We start from the raw sequence: 18,595 nt of genomic DNA, 5'->3' as shown, positions 1-18,595 counted from the left end.
CGGCAGACTCGTCGCATGACCGTCGACGACTATCGGCAGCACTCCCCGTACAGCGACCCCGGTCGTCATGCCGCGCTGCTCGACGCCGTCCCGGCCGACATCGCCTCGGTGGCGGCGACCGTCCGCAACGTGATCGTCCACTACCGCGCCGGCGGCGTCGAGTTGCCGCCCGACCGGCTGGAGGAGGTGAACTGCCGCTGGGTGGACCGCATCCTCGACACCGACCAGTCCCGATTCCCGCTGCCCCTCGCCGCCGAGCGTCCGGCCGTCGACCGGGTGGCCGGCTGCTGTCGGGACCACACGCTGCTCTCGGTCGCGGTGCTCCGCCAGCACGGCGTTCCCAGCCGCAGCCGGGTCGGTTTCGCCTCGTACTTCGTGCCCGGCTGGCACCACGACCACGTGCTGGTGGAGTACTGGGACGGCCACCGGTGGGTCTGGGCGGACCCGGAGGTCGACCCGGCCGGCGACTGGGGTTTCGACGGCTACGACATCGACCCGAAGGCGGGCCTCTTCGACTCGGCGGCGCGGGTGTGGTCGGCGTACCGGGCCGGGACGATCGACCCCGAGGTGTACGGCGTCAGCCCGGAGCTACCGATCCGTGGCGACTGGTTCATCCACGACTACGTCCTGCTCGAGCTGGCCCACCGGCAGAAGGACGAGCTGCTGCTCTGGGACAGCCTGGACGCGATGACCGACGACGTCTCCACCGCCGACCTCACCGTCGTGGACGAGATCGCCGCGTTGCTGCTGGCCGCCGACGACGGCGACGAGGCCGCGGAGAAGGCACTCGCCGACAGGTACGCCGACGACGCCCGGCTCCGCCCCGGCTCGCGGGTGCGCAGCATCTCGCCGGTCTCCGGCACCGTCAGCACTGTCGACCTGGGCACCCGCGCTACCCGAAGGTGAAGGCGTACGCCTCGGCGCCGGGCTCGCCGAACGTGATCTCCAGGGTCCGCTCCCGGACCGCGCCGTCCTGGCGGACGAGCTGGTAGAGCCGGCCGTCCTGGAGTACGCCGTTGCCGTCCTCGTCGACGTCGACGCCGTGTGACGGGCCGGGAGCGTCACCGTCGAGCAGCACGCGGAACGGGATCGGCGCTCCCGCCCCGGGGGCCAGCACGAGATGCGCGTCGCGGGCGTGGAACCGGAAGGCGATGCCGCCGCCGGCGTGCTCCAGCACGACGTTCTCCGACCCGATCGTCCACTCCCCCGCCAGCGCCCACTGGTTGAGGTCCAGGCGCTCGGGGATGTCGTAGGCGCGACGTTCGTCGAGCGCGGCGCCGTTCGGCGACGCGAAGTGTTCGCCGCGACTGAAACCGAGGTACGTCTCGGGCGTGCGCAGGTTGGTCCAGTCGGCCTCCGCCTCCGGGCCGAGCCCGTTGACGGGTACGGGGTCCCGCTCGATGCCGAGCAGTTGCTGGAGCACCCGCTCGGACTGCTCGTAACGTCCCTCACCGAAGTGTTCGTCACGGATGGCACCGTCGGTGTCGGCGAAGTAGAGGGCCGGCCAGTACTGGTTGGCGAATGCTCTCCAGATCGCGAAGTCGTTGTCGACCGCCACCGGGTAGTCGATGGAGCGCGCCGCGACCGCCCGCCGTACCTGGTCGGTGTCGTGCTCGAACGAGAATTCCGGCGTGTGCACGCCGACCACGACCAGCCCGTCGTCGCGGTAGGCCCGCGACCAGGCCCGCACGTACGGCTCCTGGCGTAGCCAGTTGATGCACGTCAGCGTCCAGAAGTTCACCAGGACGACGCGCCCGCGCAGGTCAGCGGGGCCGAGTGGCTCGGAGTTGAGCCACCCGGCCGCCCCGTCGAACGGGGGCAGGTGCACGGCCATCTAGCGCAGCGACCGGAAGGCGGTCCGAAGCTCCTCGGAGAAGATCTTCGGCTGTTCCCAGGCCGCGAAGTGCCCGCCCACGTCGAGCTTGTTGTAGTAGATGAGGTTGGGGTACGCCTGCTCGGCCCAACTCTGCGGTGCCTCGTACAGCTCGTCGGGGAACACGCTCACGGCGACCGGGACGTTCACGCCCTTGGCCGCGAAGAACGACAGCTTGTTCTCCGCGTACAGGCGGGCCGCCGAGATCGCCGTGTTCGTCAACCAGTAGAGCGAGATGTTGTCCAGGATGTCGTCGCGGGTCAGACCCGCCTGGGCGCCGTCGAAGACCTGTGCGATCAGGGCCAGACTCTTCGCGTCGTGGTCGAGCAGGAACGACGCCAGACCGACAGGGGAATCCGCCAGCCCGGTAAGCGTCTGCGGACGCGTCGCCATCATGAGGGCGTACGCGACGTGCTTCCAGACGTAGTTGGCTTCCTCGGCGGCACGCATCTCGTCGTCGGAGAGACCGGACGGCAGCGAGCCCATGGCGTTGTTCGCGCCGGTGGTGTCGCCCTGGAACAACAGGTCTATCTCGGTGGGGATCGCACCTGGCATGTTGGTGTGGATGCCGATCAGTTCCGGGGGCGCCTGGATGCCCATCTGGTCCACGATTACCGCACCCCAGTCGCCGCCCTGCGCGACGAACCGGTCGTAGCCGAGCCGCTTCATCAACTCGGTCCAGGCGGTCGCGATCTTCTGCGGGTTCCACCCCGACTCGGTCGGCTTGCCGGAGAAACCGTGGCCGGGCAGCGACGGGATCACCAGGTGGAAGGCGTCCGACGCGCTCCCGCCGTGCGCCGTCGGGTCGGTGAGCGGCTCGATGATCTTCATCTGCTCGATCACCGAGCCCGGCCACCCGTGGGTGACGATGAGCGGCAGCGCGTCCTCGTGCTTCGAGCGCACGTGGATGAAGTGGATGTCCACCCCGTCGATGGTGGTCATGAACTGCGGTACGGCGTTCAGTCGCGCCTCGACCTTGCGCCAGTCGTACTCCTTCTCCCAATGGCGGGCGACGGCCTGAATGGTCGCGAGTGGCACGCCCTGCGACTGGTCGTCCACCGTTTCCTTGTCCGGCCAGCGGGTGGCCTTGATACGCCTTTTCAGGTCATCGAGGTCGGCCTGGGGAATGTCGACCGAGAACGGCCGAATCTCCGTGGTGCCCGGACGGGTCTTGGTTTTGACAGCCATGCGTGTTTCCTCTCCGTCTAGGTTTGCGCCTCGCGAGGAGAAATCATGCGGTGAAGGCACTGCCCGACTTATGTGCCAACGGATTTGGGCACGCCGCCGCCATATCTCGGAGCCTAGTGTTGGCTGACTGCGATGGTTGGTGAAGTTCCCACTTACTCAGCCGCCTTCCGGACATCGGGGCGACACACGGGTCGCGCGGGTGTTCTCCGGAAGCCGTCCACATGAGAAGGTCGGTCGATGTTGCGGGGACGACTATTGACCGAGAGTCTGCGGATCGGTATCGATGTGCGCATACCGTCGCTACACGTCGTTCGAGTCGGCCGACACGACGTGTCTGGTTCGACGTCGGGTGAGCAGCCGGATGTCTGGACTTTCCTGGATTTCGAGGCGCCCGACGAAGCAGCCGACGAGGTGGCGGCGGCGCTGGCCGGGGCACTGGTGAGCGATCAAGGCTGGTACGCGGACTTCGAAGTCGGCGATGATCATGTCGTCGTCTTCCCCGGACGCGTCTTTCGCTACACCAAGGGTGACCGCGCGGGAAGGGAAGCCGCCGTCGAGCACGGCCGGACCGTCGGCGTACCCGACCATCGGCTCGACTGGGGCGAATGAGCGCGGGTGCGCCCCTCGTGACCCGCCCCGGACGGGCCGGTCACGAGCGTCCCGGGGCTGAGACGGCATGCTCGGCGGCGCGGCTGACCTGCTCCCAGCCCGCCCAGGTGTCCATCCGTCGGCGCGCGATGTCGAACGCCAGGTCGTACACCATGCTCCCGAGCAGGAGCCGCAGCGGCGGGTCGTCGCTGTCGACCAGTCGCAGCAGCGCCTCGGCGGCCAGCCGGGGTTCGCTGTCGATGGAACCCTCCGCCCACTGCCGCTCCAGTTCGGCGCGCAGTGGCGCGTACGCGTCCATCGGTGCCGTGGCGCGCATGCTGGTGTAGAGGTCGGTCCAGTATCCGCCCGGCTGCACCATGCTGACAGTGATGTCGAAGGCCGCCGCCTCCATCGCCAGCGCCTCGCTCATGCCTTCCAGGGCGAACTTGCTCGCGCTGTACAGGCCGGTGCTCGGGAAGCCGCCGAGCGCGGCGATGCTGGAGACCTGCACGATGTGGCCGGAGCGTTGGGCGCGCAGGTGCGGCAGCACGGCTTGACTGACCCAGAGCGCGCCGAAGAGGTTGACCTCGAACTGGGCGCGTGCCTCGGCCTCGGTGAACTCTTCGATCATGCCCATGGAGAGGGTGCCGGCGTTGTTGACGACGATGTCGAGCCGGCCGAAGTGCTCGACGGCGGTGTCAACTGCGGCGATGACGGCCGCCCGGTCGGTCACGTCGAGGGTCAGGGTCAGCAACTGGTCGGCGTACTTCTCATCGAAGTCGGCCTGGGCGATGGTCCGGGCTGCGGCGACCACCCGGTCACCCCGGTCGAGTGCGGCGTCGGCGAAGGCGCGGCCCAGGCCGCGGCTGGCACCGGTGATGAACCAGGTACGCATGTGTTCTCCAACCGTTTCAAGACGAGACGGTCCGTCTCGCGATCCACCGAGGCTAGGTCCGCGACACCGTCGCGGTCAAGACGATACGGTTCGTCTCGCACGCTGGTAGCGTTCTGCCCATGAGCCCCAGCACGGCCCGCCGGAGCGAGACCTCCCGACGCGCCATCCTCACCGCGGCCTTCGACCTGCTTCAGGACGTCGGGTACGCGAAGCTCAGCATCGAGGGCATCGCCGCGCGGGCCGGCGTCGGCAAACAGACCATCTACCGCTGGTGGCCGTCGAAGGGCGCTGTCATCTTCGACGCCTTCCTCGTGCTCAGCGAGGCCACCGAGGGCGGGCCGCCGACGCTGCCGGACACCGGCGACCTGGCGGCGGACCTGACAGTGGTGCTGCGCGCCACAGTCGAGGAGATGAACGACCCCCGGTACGAGCAACCGATGCGCGCGCTGGCCACCGAGATCGCGCTCGACCCCGAGCTGGCAGCGGCGTACGCCGAACGGCTGGACGGACCGTTGAAGGAGGCCAAACGGCAGCGCCTGCGCAGCGCCCAGCGGGCGGGTCAGATCGCCGACGACGTCGACCTCGACGTGGCGGTGGACCTGATCTGGGGTCCGTTGTTCAGCCGCTGGCTGCAGCGCAGCGGGCCGCTCACCGCCGAGTACGCCGACCTCGTCGTCGGCACCGCCCTCAACGGACTGCGCCCCGGCCGATCTGCCGGGTGACCAGCCCGGCCGACCCGGCAGGCCGCAGCCGCCGGGCCGGCACTCGCCGAACTGTCAGAGCATTTCGGTGCGGTACACGGGAGCCAGCTCGGCTGCGCGCTGCCGGCGCTCCGCTTTCTCCCCGTCGGTGAGCTGCGGCGGCGGCGCGTCCCTGCTCGCGACCTCGTCGCCGACGCGCATGAAGTATTCGTCCTGAGCCGCTGGGGTGCACATGCACAGCATGTGCGCGGGAGCGCCGGAGACGTTGCGGAAATTGTGCGGGGCGTTGGCCGGGATGTTCACTGTTGACCCGGCCCGCACGGTGCGCTTCTCGTCGCGGAAAGTGAACTCGATCTCTCCCTCGAGGATTGTGAACATCTCCTCGAAGTCGTGCCGGTGTGGCGGCGGGCCGCCGCCGTCGGGCACCAGCATGTCGATGAGGCAGTACTGCCCGTTTGTCTGCTCGCCGCTGATCAGGATGGTGTAGGTGCCCCCGGCGAGGGAGATGTGGGTGGTCGCGGGGTCGTCAGGGTTGACCACCGTCAGACTTCGCGTCGGGTCGTCGTCCGGGATGCCAGCGGCGGCGCTGTTGAAGTCGGTCATGCTGCTTGTCCCCCTGGCGCTGCAGTCATGACTCGCATCCTAGGGACTCCGTTACGGCGAGGTACCGCAACCGGACTGACCGGAGCGGTCCGCGTGGGCGTTGTTGCGTTGCTGCGAGGTGCTGCGGCAACATCAGCCGTCGTGACGGCACCAGGCCCGGCCCCCGACACCGACACCCCGGCCAGCACGCCTCGGTCGAGCAGGCGGGTCCGGCACTGGTCGGCCGGCGCCGGAGTCACCGCCCTGGCCGCCGTCCTCGGCATCACCCTCGCCGTACGCGGCGGCGCCACCCCGGCCTGCGCCGCGCCGCCGACCGGCAACGCCGTCCACAAGGTGGAGGCCAGCTTCTACGAAGCCGGCCGTTCGGGCGGCAACTGCTCCTTCCCGGGCCCGCCGGCGGACCGGCTCTACGTGGCCCTCGGTTCCGCCCCGTACTCCGGATCGGCGGCCTGCGGCAGCTACCTGGAGGTGAGCGGCCCGAAGGGCACGGTCCGGGTCATGGTGATGGACCGGTGCGGCGGCTGCGGAACCAGCAAGATCGACCTCTCCACCGAGGCGTTCAGCAGGATCGCCGACCGGTCCGAGGGCATCGCGTCAGTGACGTACCGGGCGGTGGTGAACCCGCCACTCGACGGCGGCCTCACCTTCCGGATGAAGGGCGGCGCCTCGAAGTACTGGTTCGCGGTGCAGGTCGGCAACCACGGCAATCCACTCCGCTCGGTCGAGGCGAAGGGGCCGGGCGGTGGCTTCCGCAAGGCCGCCCGGCAGAGCGACAACCACTGGACCATCGAGGGCGGGCTCGGCGCCGGGCCGTACAACATCAGGGTCACCGACGTGTACGGACGTCAGGCGACCGCCACCGGCATCCGCATGGTCACCAATCAGGTGCAACGCAGCACGGCCACCCTCGCCAGCGCATCCCCCACGCCCAGCAGCTCGCCCTCCGCCCCGCCGAGCCCGACCATCGCGCCCACACCGACGCCTACGGAGTCGGTCGCGCCAACGGCGACAGTCGAAGCGCTCGCCGGCGCGGCTGCTCCACTCGACCACCCCCACTGCTGACCGCCTGACCGAAACCGACTGGCCAGCGGCACCGCAATAAGGGGCGGCTGCCCACGGTCCGCGCTGGCTACACTCCCCCGGTGGTCGACGTCCTGAGGCTGGAGCCGCTGCTGTTCCCCGCCGAGTTCACGGCACACCGCATGCGGATCCTCGTCAACGGAATCGATGTCGTTGCGACGGCGTACCCGGCCGACGGCTTCTCCGGACAGCCGGTAGCGGGATTCACGCCCTCATCGGTACTGGGACCGGGCGGGTTTGCCGCCGCACCGGAAGCCCGAGAGGCCGCGGTAGGCGGATCCGACATGGGCGAGGACCGGCTGACGGTCCACGTCCGTCAGGCCGGCTCAGACGTGATCTGGGAATGGTGGCGTCTGACAGTCATCGAAAGGGTGCACAAGGAAGGGCCGGAGCTCGGGCTGGGCACGTTCCGGTTCGACTCGCGCGCGTACGCGGAGGAGTTGGCCCGGGCGGCGGAGCGCACTGTTCGGAGGTGGCCAGCGCGGTTGGTTGCCGAGAACCTTCAGGCCACGCTGTGGCGTGAGGGGTGGGACCAGGACGGCGGAGCCTGGATCCGCAGCTACCTGGCGATCCGCGCTCCCGAGGATCGTCCGGACGTGGTCGAGATCAGCTACCACGCCCGCGACCTGAGCGGTCAGCGCTATGCCCTACCTGGCAGCTACGTCGTGACATTCCCGGTCGACGACACCGACCCGGACGTTCAGGCCCAGGCCATCGCGGACCGACTCGGCCACGAAGACCTGAAGCCGATATCGGTCCACCAGCCTCGGCGACGACGCTACTGAAGGAGCGTGGCGTGGATTCCTTGGACGTGGAACTCTTCGCGGACTACCACCAGATCCACCTGAGCGACGAGGGATCAACGGGCGGCCTGAGCGGGGCATGGACCGATCAGGCGGTTGTCGACCGGCTGGCCGTGGTCGACGACGCGATGGCCGTCGGCACGTCGGTCAACGTCACGGTGGCGGTGAGAGTCGACGTGTTGGACGGTCCGCCCGTCGACGACCTCGCCGACTACGACCACGTCGTCGAGGGGAGCATGCAGGTCCGGTCGGGCCGCATCGTGATCATGGGTTGCACCGACTACGAGCCGGATGCCGCGAGGCTCCAGGTGCCGGTGGGGCCCGTTCGTGTCCGGGCAGCGAGCAGCAATCTCGCCGAGGCGGAGGGCCTGGGGGTCGACTCCGACGAAGCCCCGGAAACGATGGAGCGGCTGCGGGTGCAGATCTGGCCCGCCCCGAGTGAGAAGCCCGTCGTGTGGAAACGCTGGGACGCCGAATCCCTGTTGCGTCAGGACAGGTAGCCGCCGACTATCGCCGAGTGGATGCTGTGGTCCAGTGGGTGCGTACGTCGTGGACCAAGCGGTCGCGCGGCGGAGCCCAGGCAGCCCGTCGTAACGCCGTACCGGTATCGTTCGCCCTGCCGGCACGGACAGCGCCGTTCGCCCAGGAGATCGAGATGGCGGAGGCCGACTGCTTCGAGCCTCGCGATGGCCTGCAACGCGTGTCGCAGCGGAGCGAGGTGCGTCTCCGGCCAGTGGACGGTCAGCTTCAGGTGGAACTGATCGCGACGGCCTGGGGGATGCCGCGCCGTCACCGTCGGCCACCCACGGTACGACTGGCGCGTGGCGAATGGCTGCGCTGGCAGATCAACTACCGCCTCGCCGGGATCAACGGCGGAGAGACCTTCTACCGTCTGGACACGCTCAACCTGGCGCATGGCGCGGTTCCGGCCGACACCTTCCTCGGCGAGCCACCACGGTTCATCGACGAACGCGCGCACCTCTGGTAGCAGCACCGCCGCGCCTCCGCCCTCTGCGGGAAAGAGAGAAGGGACACCGTCGGAGGCCCGTTGACAGTCGTTTCCCACGAGTGACAGCGTTGTCATCGACTCAATACCTCCATATGAGACGAGGAGCGCATCTTGCTCTATCGGAACTCACAGCGCCGCCGCGCGACAGCAGCCGCCGCGGTCGGCATTCTCGTCACCGGGCTGGCGCTCGCCCCGGCCGGGCCGGCACAGGCCAGCCGCCACCGGGCGCAGGACAACGCCGTACGGTCGGGTGACGCCCGTTTCGAGGTGCTGTCCCCGACCCTGATCCGCACCGAGTACCAGCAGGACGGCAGGTTCACCGACGCCGCCACGTTCAACGCCGTCGGGCGCGACGACTTTCCCCGTACCCGCTTCACCAAGCGCATCGACCACGGCTGGCTCACCATCGACACCGGCGCGATGACGGTGCGGTACCGGGTCGGCTCGGGCGCGTTCACCTCCGACAACCTCACAGTTCAGCTCAAGGCCGGCAAGCAGGTCGTGCAGGGCCGACCCTGGGCCGGCCACACCGCCCCGGCCTGCGCGTTCGGCGCGCTCTGCGAGGCCGAGTCGCTGCGGTTGAACGGCCCCGGCGTGGCCACCGACCACCGGGGATTCACCGGGCGCGGCTTCGCGGCCGGTTTCGCCTCGCCAGGTGACTCGGTCACGTTCGCGCTCGACGCCCCGACGGGCGGCACGAAGCAGCTCAGCGTCCGCTACGCCAACAGCACAGGCGGCGACGGACAGAACGTGGCCCGCACCCTGACGGTCCGGATCGACGGCGACGCCGGCCGCACGCTGACGCTGCCACCCACCGCGAACTGGGACACCTGGGGCCTGGCCACCGCGCCTGTCGACCTCACCCCGGGCCGGCACGAGATCAGCGTCGTGCGAGGTCCCGACGACTCCGGCAACGTGAACATCGACAGCCTCGCCGTGGTCAACCCGGGTGACGCGTTCCCCGCGCCGGCCACGCCCCAGCCGCAGCCCCTCCGGTTCGGCACCCTGGGTGAGGCCGAGACCGGCGCGCTTACCGGCGGCGCGAAACCCGCCAACGACCACAATGGCGCTTCCGGTACGGGATTCCTTGCCGGCCTGGAGAGCACCACCTCCGCCGTGGCGCTCACCGTGACAGATGTTCCGGCCGCGGGTGACTACCAGGTGCAGATCCGGTACGCCAACGGTCGGGCCGGTTCCCAACCGATCCAGACGCGCACCATGTCGGTCACCGCGGGAACCGCGGCGCCGGTCACGGCGACCCTTCCGCCGACCAGCGGGTGGGACTACTGGAACACCGTCTCCGTGCCGGTCCACCTCGACAGTGGCACCAACACCGTGACGCTGGGGTGCCCCACTGACGCCAGCTGCAACGTCAACGTCGACACGGTCGCCGTCACGAGCAAGGCCTCCCCGCTGCTCGCCCCGCACGCGCCCCTCGGCGGCTACCGCCGAGGTCTGGACGGCGTGACCGGTTCCGCACTCACCGCACCGGGCCTGCTCTACCAGGACGGCTGGTACCTGCTCGACGACTCGGCCTCGGCCCTGAGCACCACCAAGCCCCGGCCCGCCCCTGAGCAGGACGGCTACGTCTTCGCGTACGGGCAGGACTTCACCCGGGGTCTGAAGGACCTGTCGACCCTGACCGGGCCCACGAAGCTGCTACCCAAGTGGGCGTACGGCGTGTGGTACTCCGAGTACTACGACCGCACCGCCGCCGAGTTCCAGGCCCTGGTGGCCCGGGCCAAGGCCGAAGGCGTACCCATGGACGTTCTTGTTCTTGACACGGACATCAAGGCGCCGGACAAGTGGAACGGCTGGAGCATCGACCCCACCCGCATCCCCGACCCGAAGGCGTTCTTCGACTGGGCCAGGAAGCAGGGTCTGCACACCGGCATCAACATCCACCCGAGCATCCTCGGCTCGGACCCGAAGTTCGCGCAGACGCAGGCCACCGCCAAGGGCAAGCTCCAGCGCGTCGGCTGCAACGGCGGCCCCGACTGCTACACGTTCGACTTCGGCGACCCGGACCAGCTCAAGGCGTACCTGCAACTACACGACGGGATGCTGCCGAAGGGCACCAAGGGCCCGGACCTCTGGTGGCTGGATTGGTGCTGCGACAACACGAAGTCCTCCCTCGCCGGGGTCACCGGGGACGCCTGGATCAACAAGCAGTACGCCGACAAGACAGGCTTCGCCTTCTCCCGGGCGTACGGGTCGTTGCAGGCCGGCGGCTACGGCAGCCCGACCCCTGTGGCGACCGGTCCGTGGGCCGACAAGCGCACCACGCTGCACTTCACCGGCGACACCACCTCCGACTGGTCGACCCTGCAGATGGAGGTCGGCTACACGCCTGGTGAGTCGGCCGCTACCGGGCTGGCAGCGGTCAGCCACGACATCGGCGGACACACCGGCGGCCTCCAGGAGCCGGGCACCGAACCGGGCAGCACCAAGCTGCCCGACGACCTCTACGCTCGGTGGGTCCAGTTCGGCACGTTCCAGCCGATCGACAGGCTGCACTCCAACCACAGCGACCGGCTGCCCTGGCAGTACGGCCCGGCAGCCAACGCGTCGGCCAAGAAGTTCCTGAACCTGCGCAAGGAACTGCAGCCGTACACCTACGCCGCCGCCAAGGAGGCAACCCGCACGGGTACGCCCATCGTCCGGTCGATGTACCTGGCGTACCCGAATGAACAGGCCGCGTACGCCACCGCCGGCTCGCAGTACCTCTACGGGCCGGACTACCTGGTGGCACCGGTGACGACGCCGGGCACCACCGCCACGACGTCGGTGTGGTTCCCGCCGGGCAACAGCTGGACCGACATCTTCACCGGGGAGACGTACCGGGGCGGCACCACGCAGAACATCACCACCACGCTGGACACCATGCCGGTGTTCAAGAAGCACTAGACGAGTAGGTCCTCACCTGGCTGGGGCTGTGCGCGCAGCCGGCGGTGACCGTCGGTAGCCCCCGTCGGGTCGGATGCGACATCGAGCGGTATACCTCAGAGGTATAAATATGACTCTGAGGTATACCGCTCAGACCGGCGATGCCGGCGGGCCAGGTCCACAGTGTGGTCACGGGCTCGTCGTTGCTCATCCAGGAGCCGCGCAGGGTGAACCTGCGGCGCATCAGGTCACCGTCCGCCTCCCATCGGGCGGAGCGCTCGTAAACTGGCCGAGGACCGCTTGCGACTCGTCGACGAGTCCGGTCAGGCGCGCGACCTCGGTGTCGGTCAATTGTTCGGCAACTTCGGAAGCTGCGATGTTGGACCGCAGGTGGTCGGTACTGCTCGTGCCGGGGATGACGAGCATGGAGGGCGAACGGCGCAGCAGCCAGGCCAGTGCGATCTGGGCCGGTGTGGCACCCAGGCGCTCTGCCGGGCCGGTCAGCTCTTGGTGGCCGCTGAGCCGTCCGGCGGCCAGCGGGAAGTAGGGGACGAAGAGGATGCCCTGGGTCTCGCAGTCGGCGAGGACCTGGACGCCGCTGCGGTCAAGCAGGTTGAAGCGGTTCTGCACCGCCGCGATGGGGGTCATCTGCTGGGCGCGGGCCAGCACCTGCGGGGACGCGCCGGACAGGCCGATGCGGCGGATCAGCCCCTGGTCTCGCAGCTGGACGAGTGCGCCGAGCGACTCCTCCAGCGGTACGTCCTGGTGCGCGCCGGGGGTGTCGCCGACGAGTCGGAGGTAGGTCAGCTCGCTCGCGTCCGTTCCCATGTCGGTGAGGGCCTCGTGAACCTGCCGCCGGACCGTCTCGGGGCGACCGTCGACGACCCAGGACTTGTCCGGGCCGCGCTCTGCGCCGACCTTGTTGCCCACGATCACGCCCTCGGGGATCGGTCCCAGCGCCTGCCCGATCAGCTGGTTTACCGTTCGTGGCCCGTAGGCGTTCGCGGTGTCGAAGAAGGTCACCCCCAGCTCGACAGCCAGGCGCAACACCCGCCGCGCCGCCTCCGGATCGTCTGGGAATCCCCAGACCTTAGGGCCCGCAAGCTGCATGGCGCCGTATCCCACACGATTCATCGATCTCTCCTGCCGTATCACTGCCACGGTATTTCCCGTATCACTGGCCGAACCAGTGATACGCCTTATGCCGTAGCATTGCAACCGTGGATGATGCGAAGACCCGCAGTCGCCGGCAGATCCTGGAAGTCGCAGCCGAGCTCTTGGAACGGAAGGGCGCCCAGGCGCTCTCCACCCGCGCCGTCGCGGCGGCGGCAGGCATCCGTGCCGCCTCCTTGTACCAGCTCTTCGGCGACAAGGACGGGCTCCTTTCGGCGCTGGCCATCCACGCCTTCGACCTCTACTTGGCGCAGAAGCACACCTTGTCGTCGAGCGGCAACCCGGTCGACGACATGCGCCGCGGATGGGACATGCATGTCGACTTCGGCCTGAAACACCCCGCCTTATACCTGCTGATGTACGGCACCGACCGCCCCGGCCGGCGCCCACCTGCCGCGCGGGAGGCTCAGGAACTCGTCATGACGTTCCTCGGCCGCGCCGCCTCCGACGGCCGCCTACGGGTGCCGCCCGTCCTTGCCGCCCACCTCACGCTGGCAGCGGTAACCGGCACCACGCTCTCCCTGATCGGCATCCCCGAGAGCGAACGCGACCCGGAGGTCTCACCGCGCATGCGAGAAGCACTCATCGACGCCCTGACCACCGACACGAGCCCAGCCCCGGACTCCACCCTCGCCGCTCGCGCCCTCGCGCTCGATGCCGCCCTCGGCGGGACGGATCCAGCTATCGTCCCGCTCCGCCCCGTCGAGACCGCACTCCTGCAGGACTGGCTCCAGCGTCTCGCCCACTAGGACGAGCCGGGCCTTCGAAGGCCATTTGTCAGACACGGCCTAGTTGCCGACGCCGAGGCTCGACATGAATGCCGCCGGGTAACGGTCACCGCGCGCGGCACCCTTCGGCACGGCCGCCTCGATCTGGTCGAGATCATCGGCCGACAGCTCCACGTCCAGCGCCGGCAACGCCTCGGTCAGCCGCTGCCGGGTGCGCGCACCGACCAGCGGAACGATGGACGGGTCCTGCGCCGCCACCCACGCGATCGCCAACTGCGCCACCGTGCACCCCTTCGCGTCGGCGACCCGGCGCAACGCCTCCACCAAGGCGAGGTTGTGCGACGCGTTCTCGGCGGAGAAGCGGGGACTGTGGTTACGCGGATCGTCCGCCCGCCCCGGCACCCAGTTTCCCGAGAGCAGGCCACGGCCCAGCACCCCGTACGCGGTCAGCCCGATGCCCAACTCCCGCAGCGTGGGCAGCACGTCGGCCTCAACCGCCCGCGACAGCAGCGAATATTCAATCTGAAGATCAGCGATCGGATGTACGGCGTGCGCCCGCCGGACGGTCCCCGCGTCAACCTCGGAGAGCCCCACGTACCGCACGTAACCGGCGTCGATCATCTCCTTGATCGCGCCGATCGTGTCCTCGATCGGCACCGACCGGTCCAACCGCGCAGGCCGGTAGATGTCCACGTAGTCGACGCCCAGCCGGGTCAGCGAGTAGCTCAGGAAGTTCCGCACCGAAGCCGGGCGGGAGTCCTGACCGGCGAACCGCATGCCCGGCCCCACCTGCTGCCCGAACTTCACACTCAGCAGGTAGCTGTCCCGGTCGCGTCCCCGCAACGCCTCCGACAGCAGCAGCTCGTTGTGCCCCATGCCATAGAAGTCACCGGTGTCGACCAGCGTGACCCCCGCGTCCAGCGCGGCCCGTACGGTGGCGATGCTCTCCTCGCGATCGGCCGGGCCGTACGTGCCCGACATGCTCATCGCCCCCAGCCCCACCGCGGAAACCGTGGGACCCGTGTTGCCCAGAGTGCGTGTCTGCATCGAAACTCTCCCTCATCGGTCGATGTCAGCACCACGCTGCGCCGCTTTCCGGCCCGCCGGCAGCGGAGCACTTATCGTGGGAGCGCCGCTCCCTGGCTCGGTGCCCAGTCCCCGGGGCAGCATGGAGGCATGCAGCGTGAGCAGCTCGCCGACTTCCTGCGGCGCCGGCGCGAGGCCATCCGCCCCGCCGAGGTCGGCATCGCCGACGGTCCCCGCCGCCGCACCGCCGGCTTGCGCCGCGAGGAGGTCGCCCTGCTCGCGGGCATGTCCGTCGACTACGTCGTCCGTCTTGAGCAGGGCCGCAGCAGCCAGCCGTCGACCCAGCTGCTCGGTGCCCTGGCCCGGGCCCTGCGCCTGACCGACGACGAGCGAAGCCACCTGTTCCACCTGGCCGGCCACCAGCCGCCGCCCGCCGACGGCACCGCCCGCCTGGCCCGGGCCGGCCTGGTCCGCCTGCTCGACCTGGTGGGCGACACCCCCGCCATGGTCCTGTCCGACCTCGGCGAGGTCCTGGCGCAGAACCGCATGTCGATCCTGCTCACCGGCGACCACACCGGGCTGACCGGTGACCGCCGCTACGTCGCCTATCGCTACTTCACCGACCCGGTCATCCGCGACCTCCACGGCCCCGAGGAGTGGCAACGCCACGCCCGCCAGCAGGTCGCCGACCTGCGCGCCGTGGCTGGCCGGCGGGCCGGCGACCCGGCCGTGACCGGCCTGATCGAACGGTTGCGGGCGGCGAGCGACGACTTCCGGCGGCTGTGGGCCGAGCACGAGGTGGCGGTGCGCCGGGCCGACCGCAAGACGTTCATGCACCCGCGCGTGGGCCGCGTCACGATGGACTGCGAGACCCTGGTCACCCCCGACCTCGGCCAGCAACTGCTGGTACTGACCCCGGCCGACGCCGAGGCCCGGGAGAAGCTTGAGCTGCTGCGCGTGCTGGGGGTCGAGGAGTTCCCGGCCGCCGTGCCGCACTGACCCCTGTCGCAAACTGCCGCCGAGCTACACAAACACGGCCATGCGGTGCCCTCGCCATGCAGCCTTGAGCAGGTGAGCCGGGTGCACGGCGTCCCAGGCGGCTTGGTGGGCGACGGACGAGTCGACCTGTACGCCGGATTATGAACGTGAAACGTGCCCTAAACAGGCGTTTCGTTCGCCAGGTGCCCGCTCAGGGCGTCGCCAGGGCGTCCGACGTGCTCCTGCCGTCAGTCGAAGTCTGCAAAAAGATCGTCCCCATCAAAAATCCCCAGCACCTGCCTGTAGCCAGTTCCCAAGTTGGACCGCAACTTCTCGCTGCCGCCGAAACGAGCGATGTTGGAATCGGGAACCGTCACGACGATAACCACACCAGCAGCCGGCCCGATCTCCGAGAGACGCTCAAACTTAGCGACCAGTTGGGGTAACTGATCTAAAACCAAGTGCAGGTCTTCCACCACCAGCAGGATTGCTGGCGTCTCTCGGGAGACGCCTCTAAAAGCGCCGCTGACTCGCCTGTCCTCTGCGATCGCAAGTGCCGCGCCAACCATCAGGGCGAGCTCGTCGGGATCAACTGCGATCCAGTCAGCCAATATCCCCCATACTCGAAGGATATTATGCCTGTCCGTGACATCAGATATCCATGGCACGAATAGGCCGGAGGCCGTGATGCCCAGTATGGCCACTCCAAGAATGTTCGTCTTTCCAGATCCCGGAGGGCCCATAATCACAGCATGGCGAGGGTTGCCGCTCCCATCCCAAACGTCCCAGTACGTTTTGGTTCCATCGATGCCAACGCCAACGGAGAATCGCCCCTTCTCATGATCATAGTTGGGGCCCTCGTAGCGAGCGTCGATCTTAGCAAGGAAACGGAAATCGGCTTCCCGCTCCTCGACGGTTCTGACTTCCACAGCCTCCCCGTCTAACACAATCTCGGAAGGCTTTCGAATAGACGGGGCATGGCGGCCGAACGAACGTAAGGCAAGATCCGCCACTTCACCTTCAGCGACGATCGCCTCAGCATCTGTCAGCCGAAGGAGGCTCGCGCGCCACTCGTTGATCCGTTCGGCTCCAATCCCTCGAACAACTGACTTTTTCGGAGAGGGCGGAATGTCGTGAAATACAAGGTGGCTTCTCGTTGCCGTGTTAACCCGCCGAGAGAAAAGGCGGACGAGACTCCCTCGACCATGCAGGTGCACTCTAATCAAGCGGAAGCCTGCATCGCGCATCATCTTCATCTCGGCTGTTGGATCGCCCGCCCGCCATTCGTTCAGCACACTGTTATAGGGCGGATCGAAGTAAGCTATGAGACTATGCTCGACAAGCCTCACTGCAACCTCAGACGGGCGACGGTTAGGACGATCCCAGAATAAGTTCTTCTTGTCAATTATGCCTTTCGGGTTACCCTCGCCCGTATCATCGATATGGTCCACGTTTGCTCGATCGCAACGCATAATTTCGAAAGCGGAAACAAAAATGTCCCAGTCGCCATCAACGTGATCCTCGTAGATCTTCTGCAACTTTTCATGACGTCTCGTGCGCGTCCATGCGTTTGACGAAGCAGCCTTCCCATAAGCCATCCCGACGTACATCACCTCTTGATGGGAAAGCTCATTCTGAGCCCTACTGCACAGAGCCCCAAGCGCCCACGAATCTCCATGCAGCAACACTCCTCCCATGCGGTACGAGAAGTAGGCTCCGTCTTGATAGACCCGAAAGTCGCAGGCTTGCCGCAGTTCCTTTCCAGCGATTTCGAGCGGGTAAGCCGTCCAATCACTCCTGCTGCTAACCTTACTAATTACGCTGAACTCGATTCGCTCTGGATGGAACCAGACCGACCGCTCTTCAATTCGCACTTTCGGGCGGCGGGAGATTACATAAATATGCGATTCGGAGAGAGCCTCTGCTAAAGCATCGGAATCGAAGCGACGCTGAAAGGTGTGAGCTAGGCCCACCTCGTACATCAAAGTCCCAGCCATGCAGTCATGCTAATCAGCACGCAACCTGGGACGAAGATCAAAATCTACTCAGCGGGGCTACAGCTTTGTCCGTTTGCCGACAAACTATCAACCGCTCTCCCGCAGCCGAAAAGTTCATCAATCGCACGTCGGGTGCGTTCCTCGCTGGCCGGCATCAGGTGCGTGTAGACCCGTAGGGTGAACCCGGGGTCGGCGTGGCCGAGGTACGACGCGAGCGCCTTGATGCTCTCCCCCGCGTCGAGCAGCGACGAGGCGTAGAAGTGGCGTAGCGCGTGCATCCCGGTGGCCCGGGTCGGCGTGAGGCCGGCCGCCTCGACAGCCAGTCGCCAACTTTTGTTGTCGAGGTGCGCCGGTTGATCGCACCCCGCCGGGTGGTGGTGAACAGCAGAGGCACCGTGACCCGCTCATCGTCGGCCGGGTTCTCCCACGGCAGGGTGAGCATGACCGGGTCGCAGTCCTTGATGTGCTGGCGCAGCACCTGGGCGACGGAGTCCGGCAGCGGCACCCGGCGGTCCCGGTCGTTTTTGGGCAGCCCGAAGACGAGCCGAGAGCGGACGAGTTTGACCTGACGTGAGACGTGCACCCATCCCGCGTCGAGGTCGATGTCGTCGACACCGAGCCCCAGGATCTCGCCCTGGCGCAGCCCGCATCCGGCACCCAGGTCGACCATCGCGCGGTACCGCTGAGCGAGGCCACCGCGGATTGCCGAAACCTGGTCGTAGGTCCATGGCACCACCCGGCGCTGTACCGGTCGCGGTGGCTTGACCGACTTTGCCGAACACGGGTTCTTGGCGATCCGTTCGTCGTCGACGGCCGCGCCAAGGATGGTCCGGAGGTGGGCGAAGACCACCGCCCGGGTCGCCGGAGCCAGCTTGCCCACCATGTTCGCGTCCCACTCCCGGATGTGGCCCGGCTTGATCTCGGCGAGCTTCTGCGCGCCGAAGAACGGCAGCAGGTGCTTGCGTACCCGGAACTCGGTGCTCTCCCGCGTCGACTCGTCGAACGAGCGCGTCCGGAGCCAGTTTTCGGCGTACTCGGCGAAGGTCATCCGGCCGGCAAGCGGGTCG

At 67.9% G+C, this 18,595-nt stretch carries 18 protein-coding genes and 1 pseudogene; 10 read left to right on the top strand and 9 right to left on the bottom strand.

All coding sequences use genetic code 11. From position 1 onward, the window contains the following. Positions 1-15 precede the first annotated feature (15 nt). Complete coding sequence (locus ACZ6N8_RS09215; RefSeq protein WP_466008771.1) at positions 16-906, top strand: transglutaminase domain-containing protein; 891 nt, start codon at positions 16-18, stop codon at positions 904-906. Here the strand turns inward: ACZ6N8_RS09215 and ACZ6N8_RS09210 are convergent. Together ACZ6N8_RS09210 and ACZ6N8_RS09205 are read right to left on the bottom strand one after the other, a co-directional pair. Beyond that, the gene (locus tag ACZ6N8_RS09210) at positions 893-1,834 is read right to left on the bottom strand and encodes a redoxin domain-containing protein (RefSeq protein ID WP_466008769.1); all 942 of its coding nucleotides are present in this window, start codon (positions 1,832-1,834) and stop codon (positions 893-895) included. The two genes, ACZ6N8_RS09215 and ACZ6N8_RS09210, sit on opposite strands and share 14 nt — an antisense overlap. Further along, positions 1,835-3,061, bottom strand: coding sequence for an epoxide hydrolase family protein (locus tag ACZ6N8_RS09205; RefSeq protein ID WP_466008767.1), 1,227 nt, complete (start codon positions 3,059-3,061; stop codon positions 1,835-1,837). A 255-nt stretch (positions 3,062-3,316) separates the two neighbouring features. On the opposite strand from ACZ6N8_RS09205, the gene ACZ6N8_RS09200 reads away from it, so the two are divergent. Beyond that, positions 3,317-3,670 (top strand): hypothetical protein, encoded by a 354-nt coding sequence (locus tag ACZ6N8_RS09200; RefSeq protein ID WP_466008765.1) that lies wholly within the window; start codon positions 3,317-3,319, stop codon positions 3,668-3,670. Between the two features lie 40 nt (positions 3,671-3,710). On the opposite strand, the gene ACZ6N8_RS09195 is transcribed toward ACZ6N8_RS09200, so the two are convergent. Continuing rightward, positions 3,711-4,544 (bottom strand): SDR family oxidoreductase, encoded by an 834-nt coding sequence (locus ACZ6N8_RS09195; RefSeq protein WP_466008763.1) that lies wholly within the window; start codon positions 4,542-4,544, stop codon positions 3,711-3,713. A gap of 119 nt (positions 4,545-4,663) precedes the next feature. On the opposite strand from ACZ6N8_RS09195, the gene ACZ6N8_RS09190 reads away from it, so the two are divergent. Next, positions 4,664-5,266 (top strand): TetR/AcrR family transcriptional regulator, encoded by a 603-nt coding sequence (locus tag ACZ6N8_RS09190; RefSeq protein WP_466008762.1) that lies wholly within the window; start codon positions 4,664-4,666, stop codon positions 5,264-5,266. A gap of 54 nt (positions 5,267-5,320) precedes the next feature. On the opposite strand, the gene ACZ6N8_RS09185 is transcribed toward ACZ6N8_RS09190, so the two are convergent. Next, positions 5,321-5,848, bottom strand: a complete 528-nt coding sequence (locus ACZ6N8_RS09185) for a cupin domain-containing protein (protein WP_466008761.1) — start codon at positions 5,846-5,848, stop codon at positions 5,321-5,323. Between the two features lie 141 nt (positions 5,849-5,989). Here ACZ6N8_RS09185 and ACZ6N8_RS09180 point away from each other — a divergent pair, with 141 nt between their 5' ends. The 5 genes from ACZ6N8_RS09180 (at position 5,990) to ACZ6N8_RS09160 (ending at position 11,647) form a co-directional block, all read left to right on the top strand. Continuing rightward, the gene (locus tag ACZ6N8_RS09180; RefSeq protein ID WP_466008760.1) at positions 5,990-6,910 is read left to right on the top strand and encodes an expansin EXLX1 family cellulose-binding protein; all 921 of its coding nucleotides are present in this window, start codon (positions 5,990-5,992) and stop codon (positions 6,908-6,910) included. Positions 6,911-6,990: 80 nt separating this feature from the next. Then, complete coding sequence (locus ACZ6N8_RS09175) at positions 6,991-7,713, top strand: hypothetical protein (RefSeq protein WP_466008758.1); 723 nt, start codon at positions 6,991-6,993, stop codon at positions 7,711-7,713. 11 nt (positions 7,714-7,724) lie between these two features. Beyond that, positions 7,725-8,231, top strand: a complete 507-nt coding sequence (locus ACZ6N8_RS09170) for a hypothetical protein (RefSeq protein WP_466008756.1) — start codon at positions 7,725-7,727, stop codon at positions 8,229-8,231. A gap of 155 nt (positions 8,232-8,386) precedes the next feature. Further along, positions 8,387-8,719 (top strand): hypothetical protein, encoded by a 333-nt coding sequence (locus ACZ6N8_RS09165; RefSeq protein ID WP_466008755.1) that lies wholly within the window; start codon positions 8,387-8,389, stop codon positions 8,717-8,719. Positions 8,720-8,851: 132 nt separating this feature from the next. After that, positions 8,852-11,647: a TIM-barrel domain-containing protein gene (locus tag ACZ6N8_RS09160; protein ID WP_466008753.1), complete on the top strand. Its 2,796-nt coding sequence runs from the start codon at positions 8,852-8,854 to the stop codon at positions 11,645-11,647. A gap of 222 nt (positions 11,648-11,869) precedes the next feature. Here ACZ6N8_RS09160 and ACZ6N8_RS09155 read toward each other — a convergent pair whose 3' ends face one another. Next, positions 11,870-12,760: an aldo/keto reductase gene (locus ACZ6N8_RS09155; protein WP_466008752.1), complete on the bottom strand. Its 891-nt coding sequence runs from the start codon at positions 12,758-12,760 to the stop codon at positions 11,870-11,872. An 86-nt stretch (positions 12,761-12,846) separates the two neighbouring features. On the opposite strand from ACZ6N8_RS09155, the gene ACZ6N8_RS09150 reads away from it, so the two are divergent. Beyond that, positions 12,847-13,548, top strand: coding sequence for a TetR/AcrR family transcriptional regulator (locus tag ACZ6N8_RS09150; protein WP_466008750.1), 702 nt, complete (start codon positions 12,847-12,849; stop codon positions 13,546-13,548). A gap of 39 nt (positions 13,549-13,587) precedes the next feature. Here ACZ6N8_RS09150 and ACZ6N8_RS09145 read toward each other — a convergent pair whose 3' ends face one another. After that, positions 13,588-14,574 (bottom strand): aldo/keto reductase, encoded by a 987-nt coding sequence (locus ACZ6N8_RS09145; RefSeq protein WP_466008748.1) that lies wholly within the window; start codon positions 14,572-14,574, stop codon positions 13,588-13,590. 129 nt (positions 14,575-14,703) lie between these two features. Between ACZ6N8_RS09145 and ACZ6N8_RS09140 the strand changes: the two genes are divergently transcribed. Then, complete coding sequence (locus ACZ6N8_RS09140; protein WP_466008747.1) at positions 14,704-15,552, top strand: helix-turn-helix transcriptional regulator; 849 nt, start codon at positions 14,704-14,706, stop codon at positions 15,550-15,552. A 227-nt stretch (positions 15,553-15,779) separates the two neighbouring features. On the opposite strand, the gene ACZ6N8_RS09135 is transcribed toward ACZ6N8_RS09140, so the two are convergent. The 3 genes and pseudogenes from ACZ6N8_RS09135 to ACZ6N8_RS09125 all read right to left on the bottom strand — a co-directional run. Then, entirely contained in the window at positions 15,780-17,528 is a 1,749-nt protein-coding gene (locus ACZ6N8_RS09135; RefSeq protein WP_466008746.1) for a P-loop NTPase family protein, read from the bottom strand. A 44-nt stretch (positions 17,529-17,572) separates the two neighbouring features. Further along, the gene (locus tag ACZ6N8_RS09130; protein WP_466008744.1) at positions 17,573-17,806 is read right to left on the bottom strand and encodes a tyrosine-type recombinase/integrase; all 234 of its coding nucleotides are present in this window, start codon (positions 17,804-17,806) and stop codon (positions 17,573-17,575) included. A gap of 122 nt (positions 17,807-17,928) precedes the next feature. After that, positions 17,929-18,576 (bottom strand): annotated as a pseudogene (locus ACZ6N8_RS09125) (tyrosine-type recombinase/integrase); the annotation flags it as partial. Positions 18,577-18,595 lie beyond the last annotated feature (19 nt).

The organism is Micromonospora sp. NPDC047521 (genome assembly GCF_055587305.1).
Note: the sequence above shows the minus strand (reverse complement) of the source record. Positions and strands in the feature narration are given on the sequence as shown.

Coding starts and splice junctions, on each gene's coding strand:
- ACZ6N8_RS09215 (WP_466008771.1), top strand. CDS start 16: ATGACCGTCGACGACTATCGGCAGCACTCCCCGTACAGCGACCCCGGT.
- ACZ6N8_RS09210 (WP_466008769.1), bottom strand. CDS start 1,834: ATGGCCGTGCACCTGCCCCCGTTCGACGGGGCGGCCGGGTGGCTCAAC.
- ACZ6N8_RS09205 (WP_466008767.1), bottom strand. CDS start 3,061: ATGGCTGTCAAAACCAAGACCCGTCCGGGCACCACGGAGATTCGGCCG.
- ACZ6N8_RS09195 (WP_466008763.1), bottom strand. CDS start 4,544: ATGCGTACCTGGTTCATCACCGGTGCCAGCCGCGGCCTGGGCCGCGCC.
- ACZ6N8_RS09190 (WP_466008762.1), top strand. CDS start 4,664: ATGAGCCCCAGCACGGCCCGCCGGAGCGAGACCTCCCGACGCGCCATC.
- ACZ6N8_RS09185 (WP_466008761.1), bottom strand. CDS start 5,848: ATGACCGACTTCAACAGCGCCGCCGCTGGCATCCCGGACGACGACCCG.
- ACZ6N8_RS09165 (WP_466008755.1), top strand. CDS start 8,387: ATGGCGGAGGCCGACTGCTTCGAGCCTCGCGATGGCCTGCAACGCGTG.
- ACZ6N8_RS09155 (WP_466008752.1), bottom strand. CDS start 12,760: ATGAATCGTGTGGGATACGGCGCCATGCAGCTTGCGGGCCCTAAGGTC.
- ACZ6N8_RS09145 (WP_466008748.1), bottom strand. CDS start 14,574: ATGCAGACACGCACTCTGGGCAACACGGGTCCCACGGTTTCCGCGGTG.
- ACZ6N8_RS09140 (WP_466008747.1), top strand. CDS start 14,704: ATGCAGCGTGAGCAGCTCGCCGACTTCCTGCGGCGCCGGCGCGAGGCC.
- ACZ6N8_RS09135 (WP_466008746.1), bottom strand. CDS start 17,528: ATGGCTGGGACTTTGATGTACGAGGTGGGCCTAGCTCACACCTTTCAG.
- ACZ6N8_RS09130 (WP_466008744.1), bottom strand. CDS start 17,806: ATGCACGCGCTACGCCACTTCTACGCCTCGTCGCTGCTCGACGCGGGG.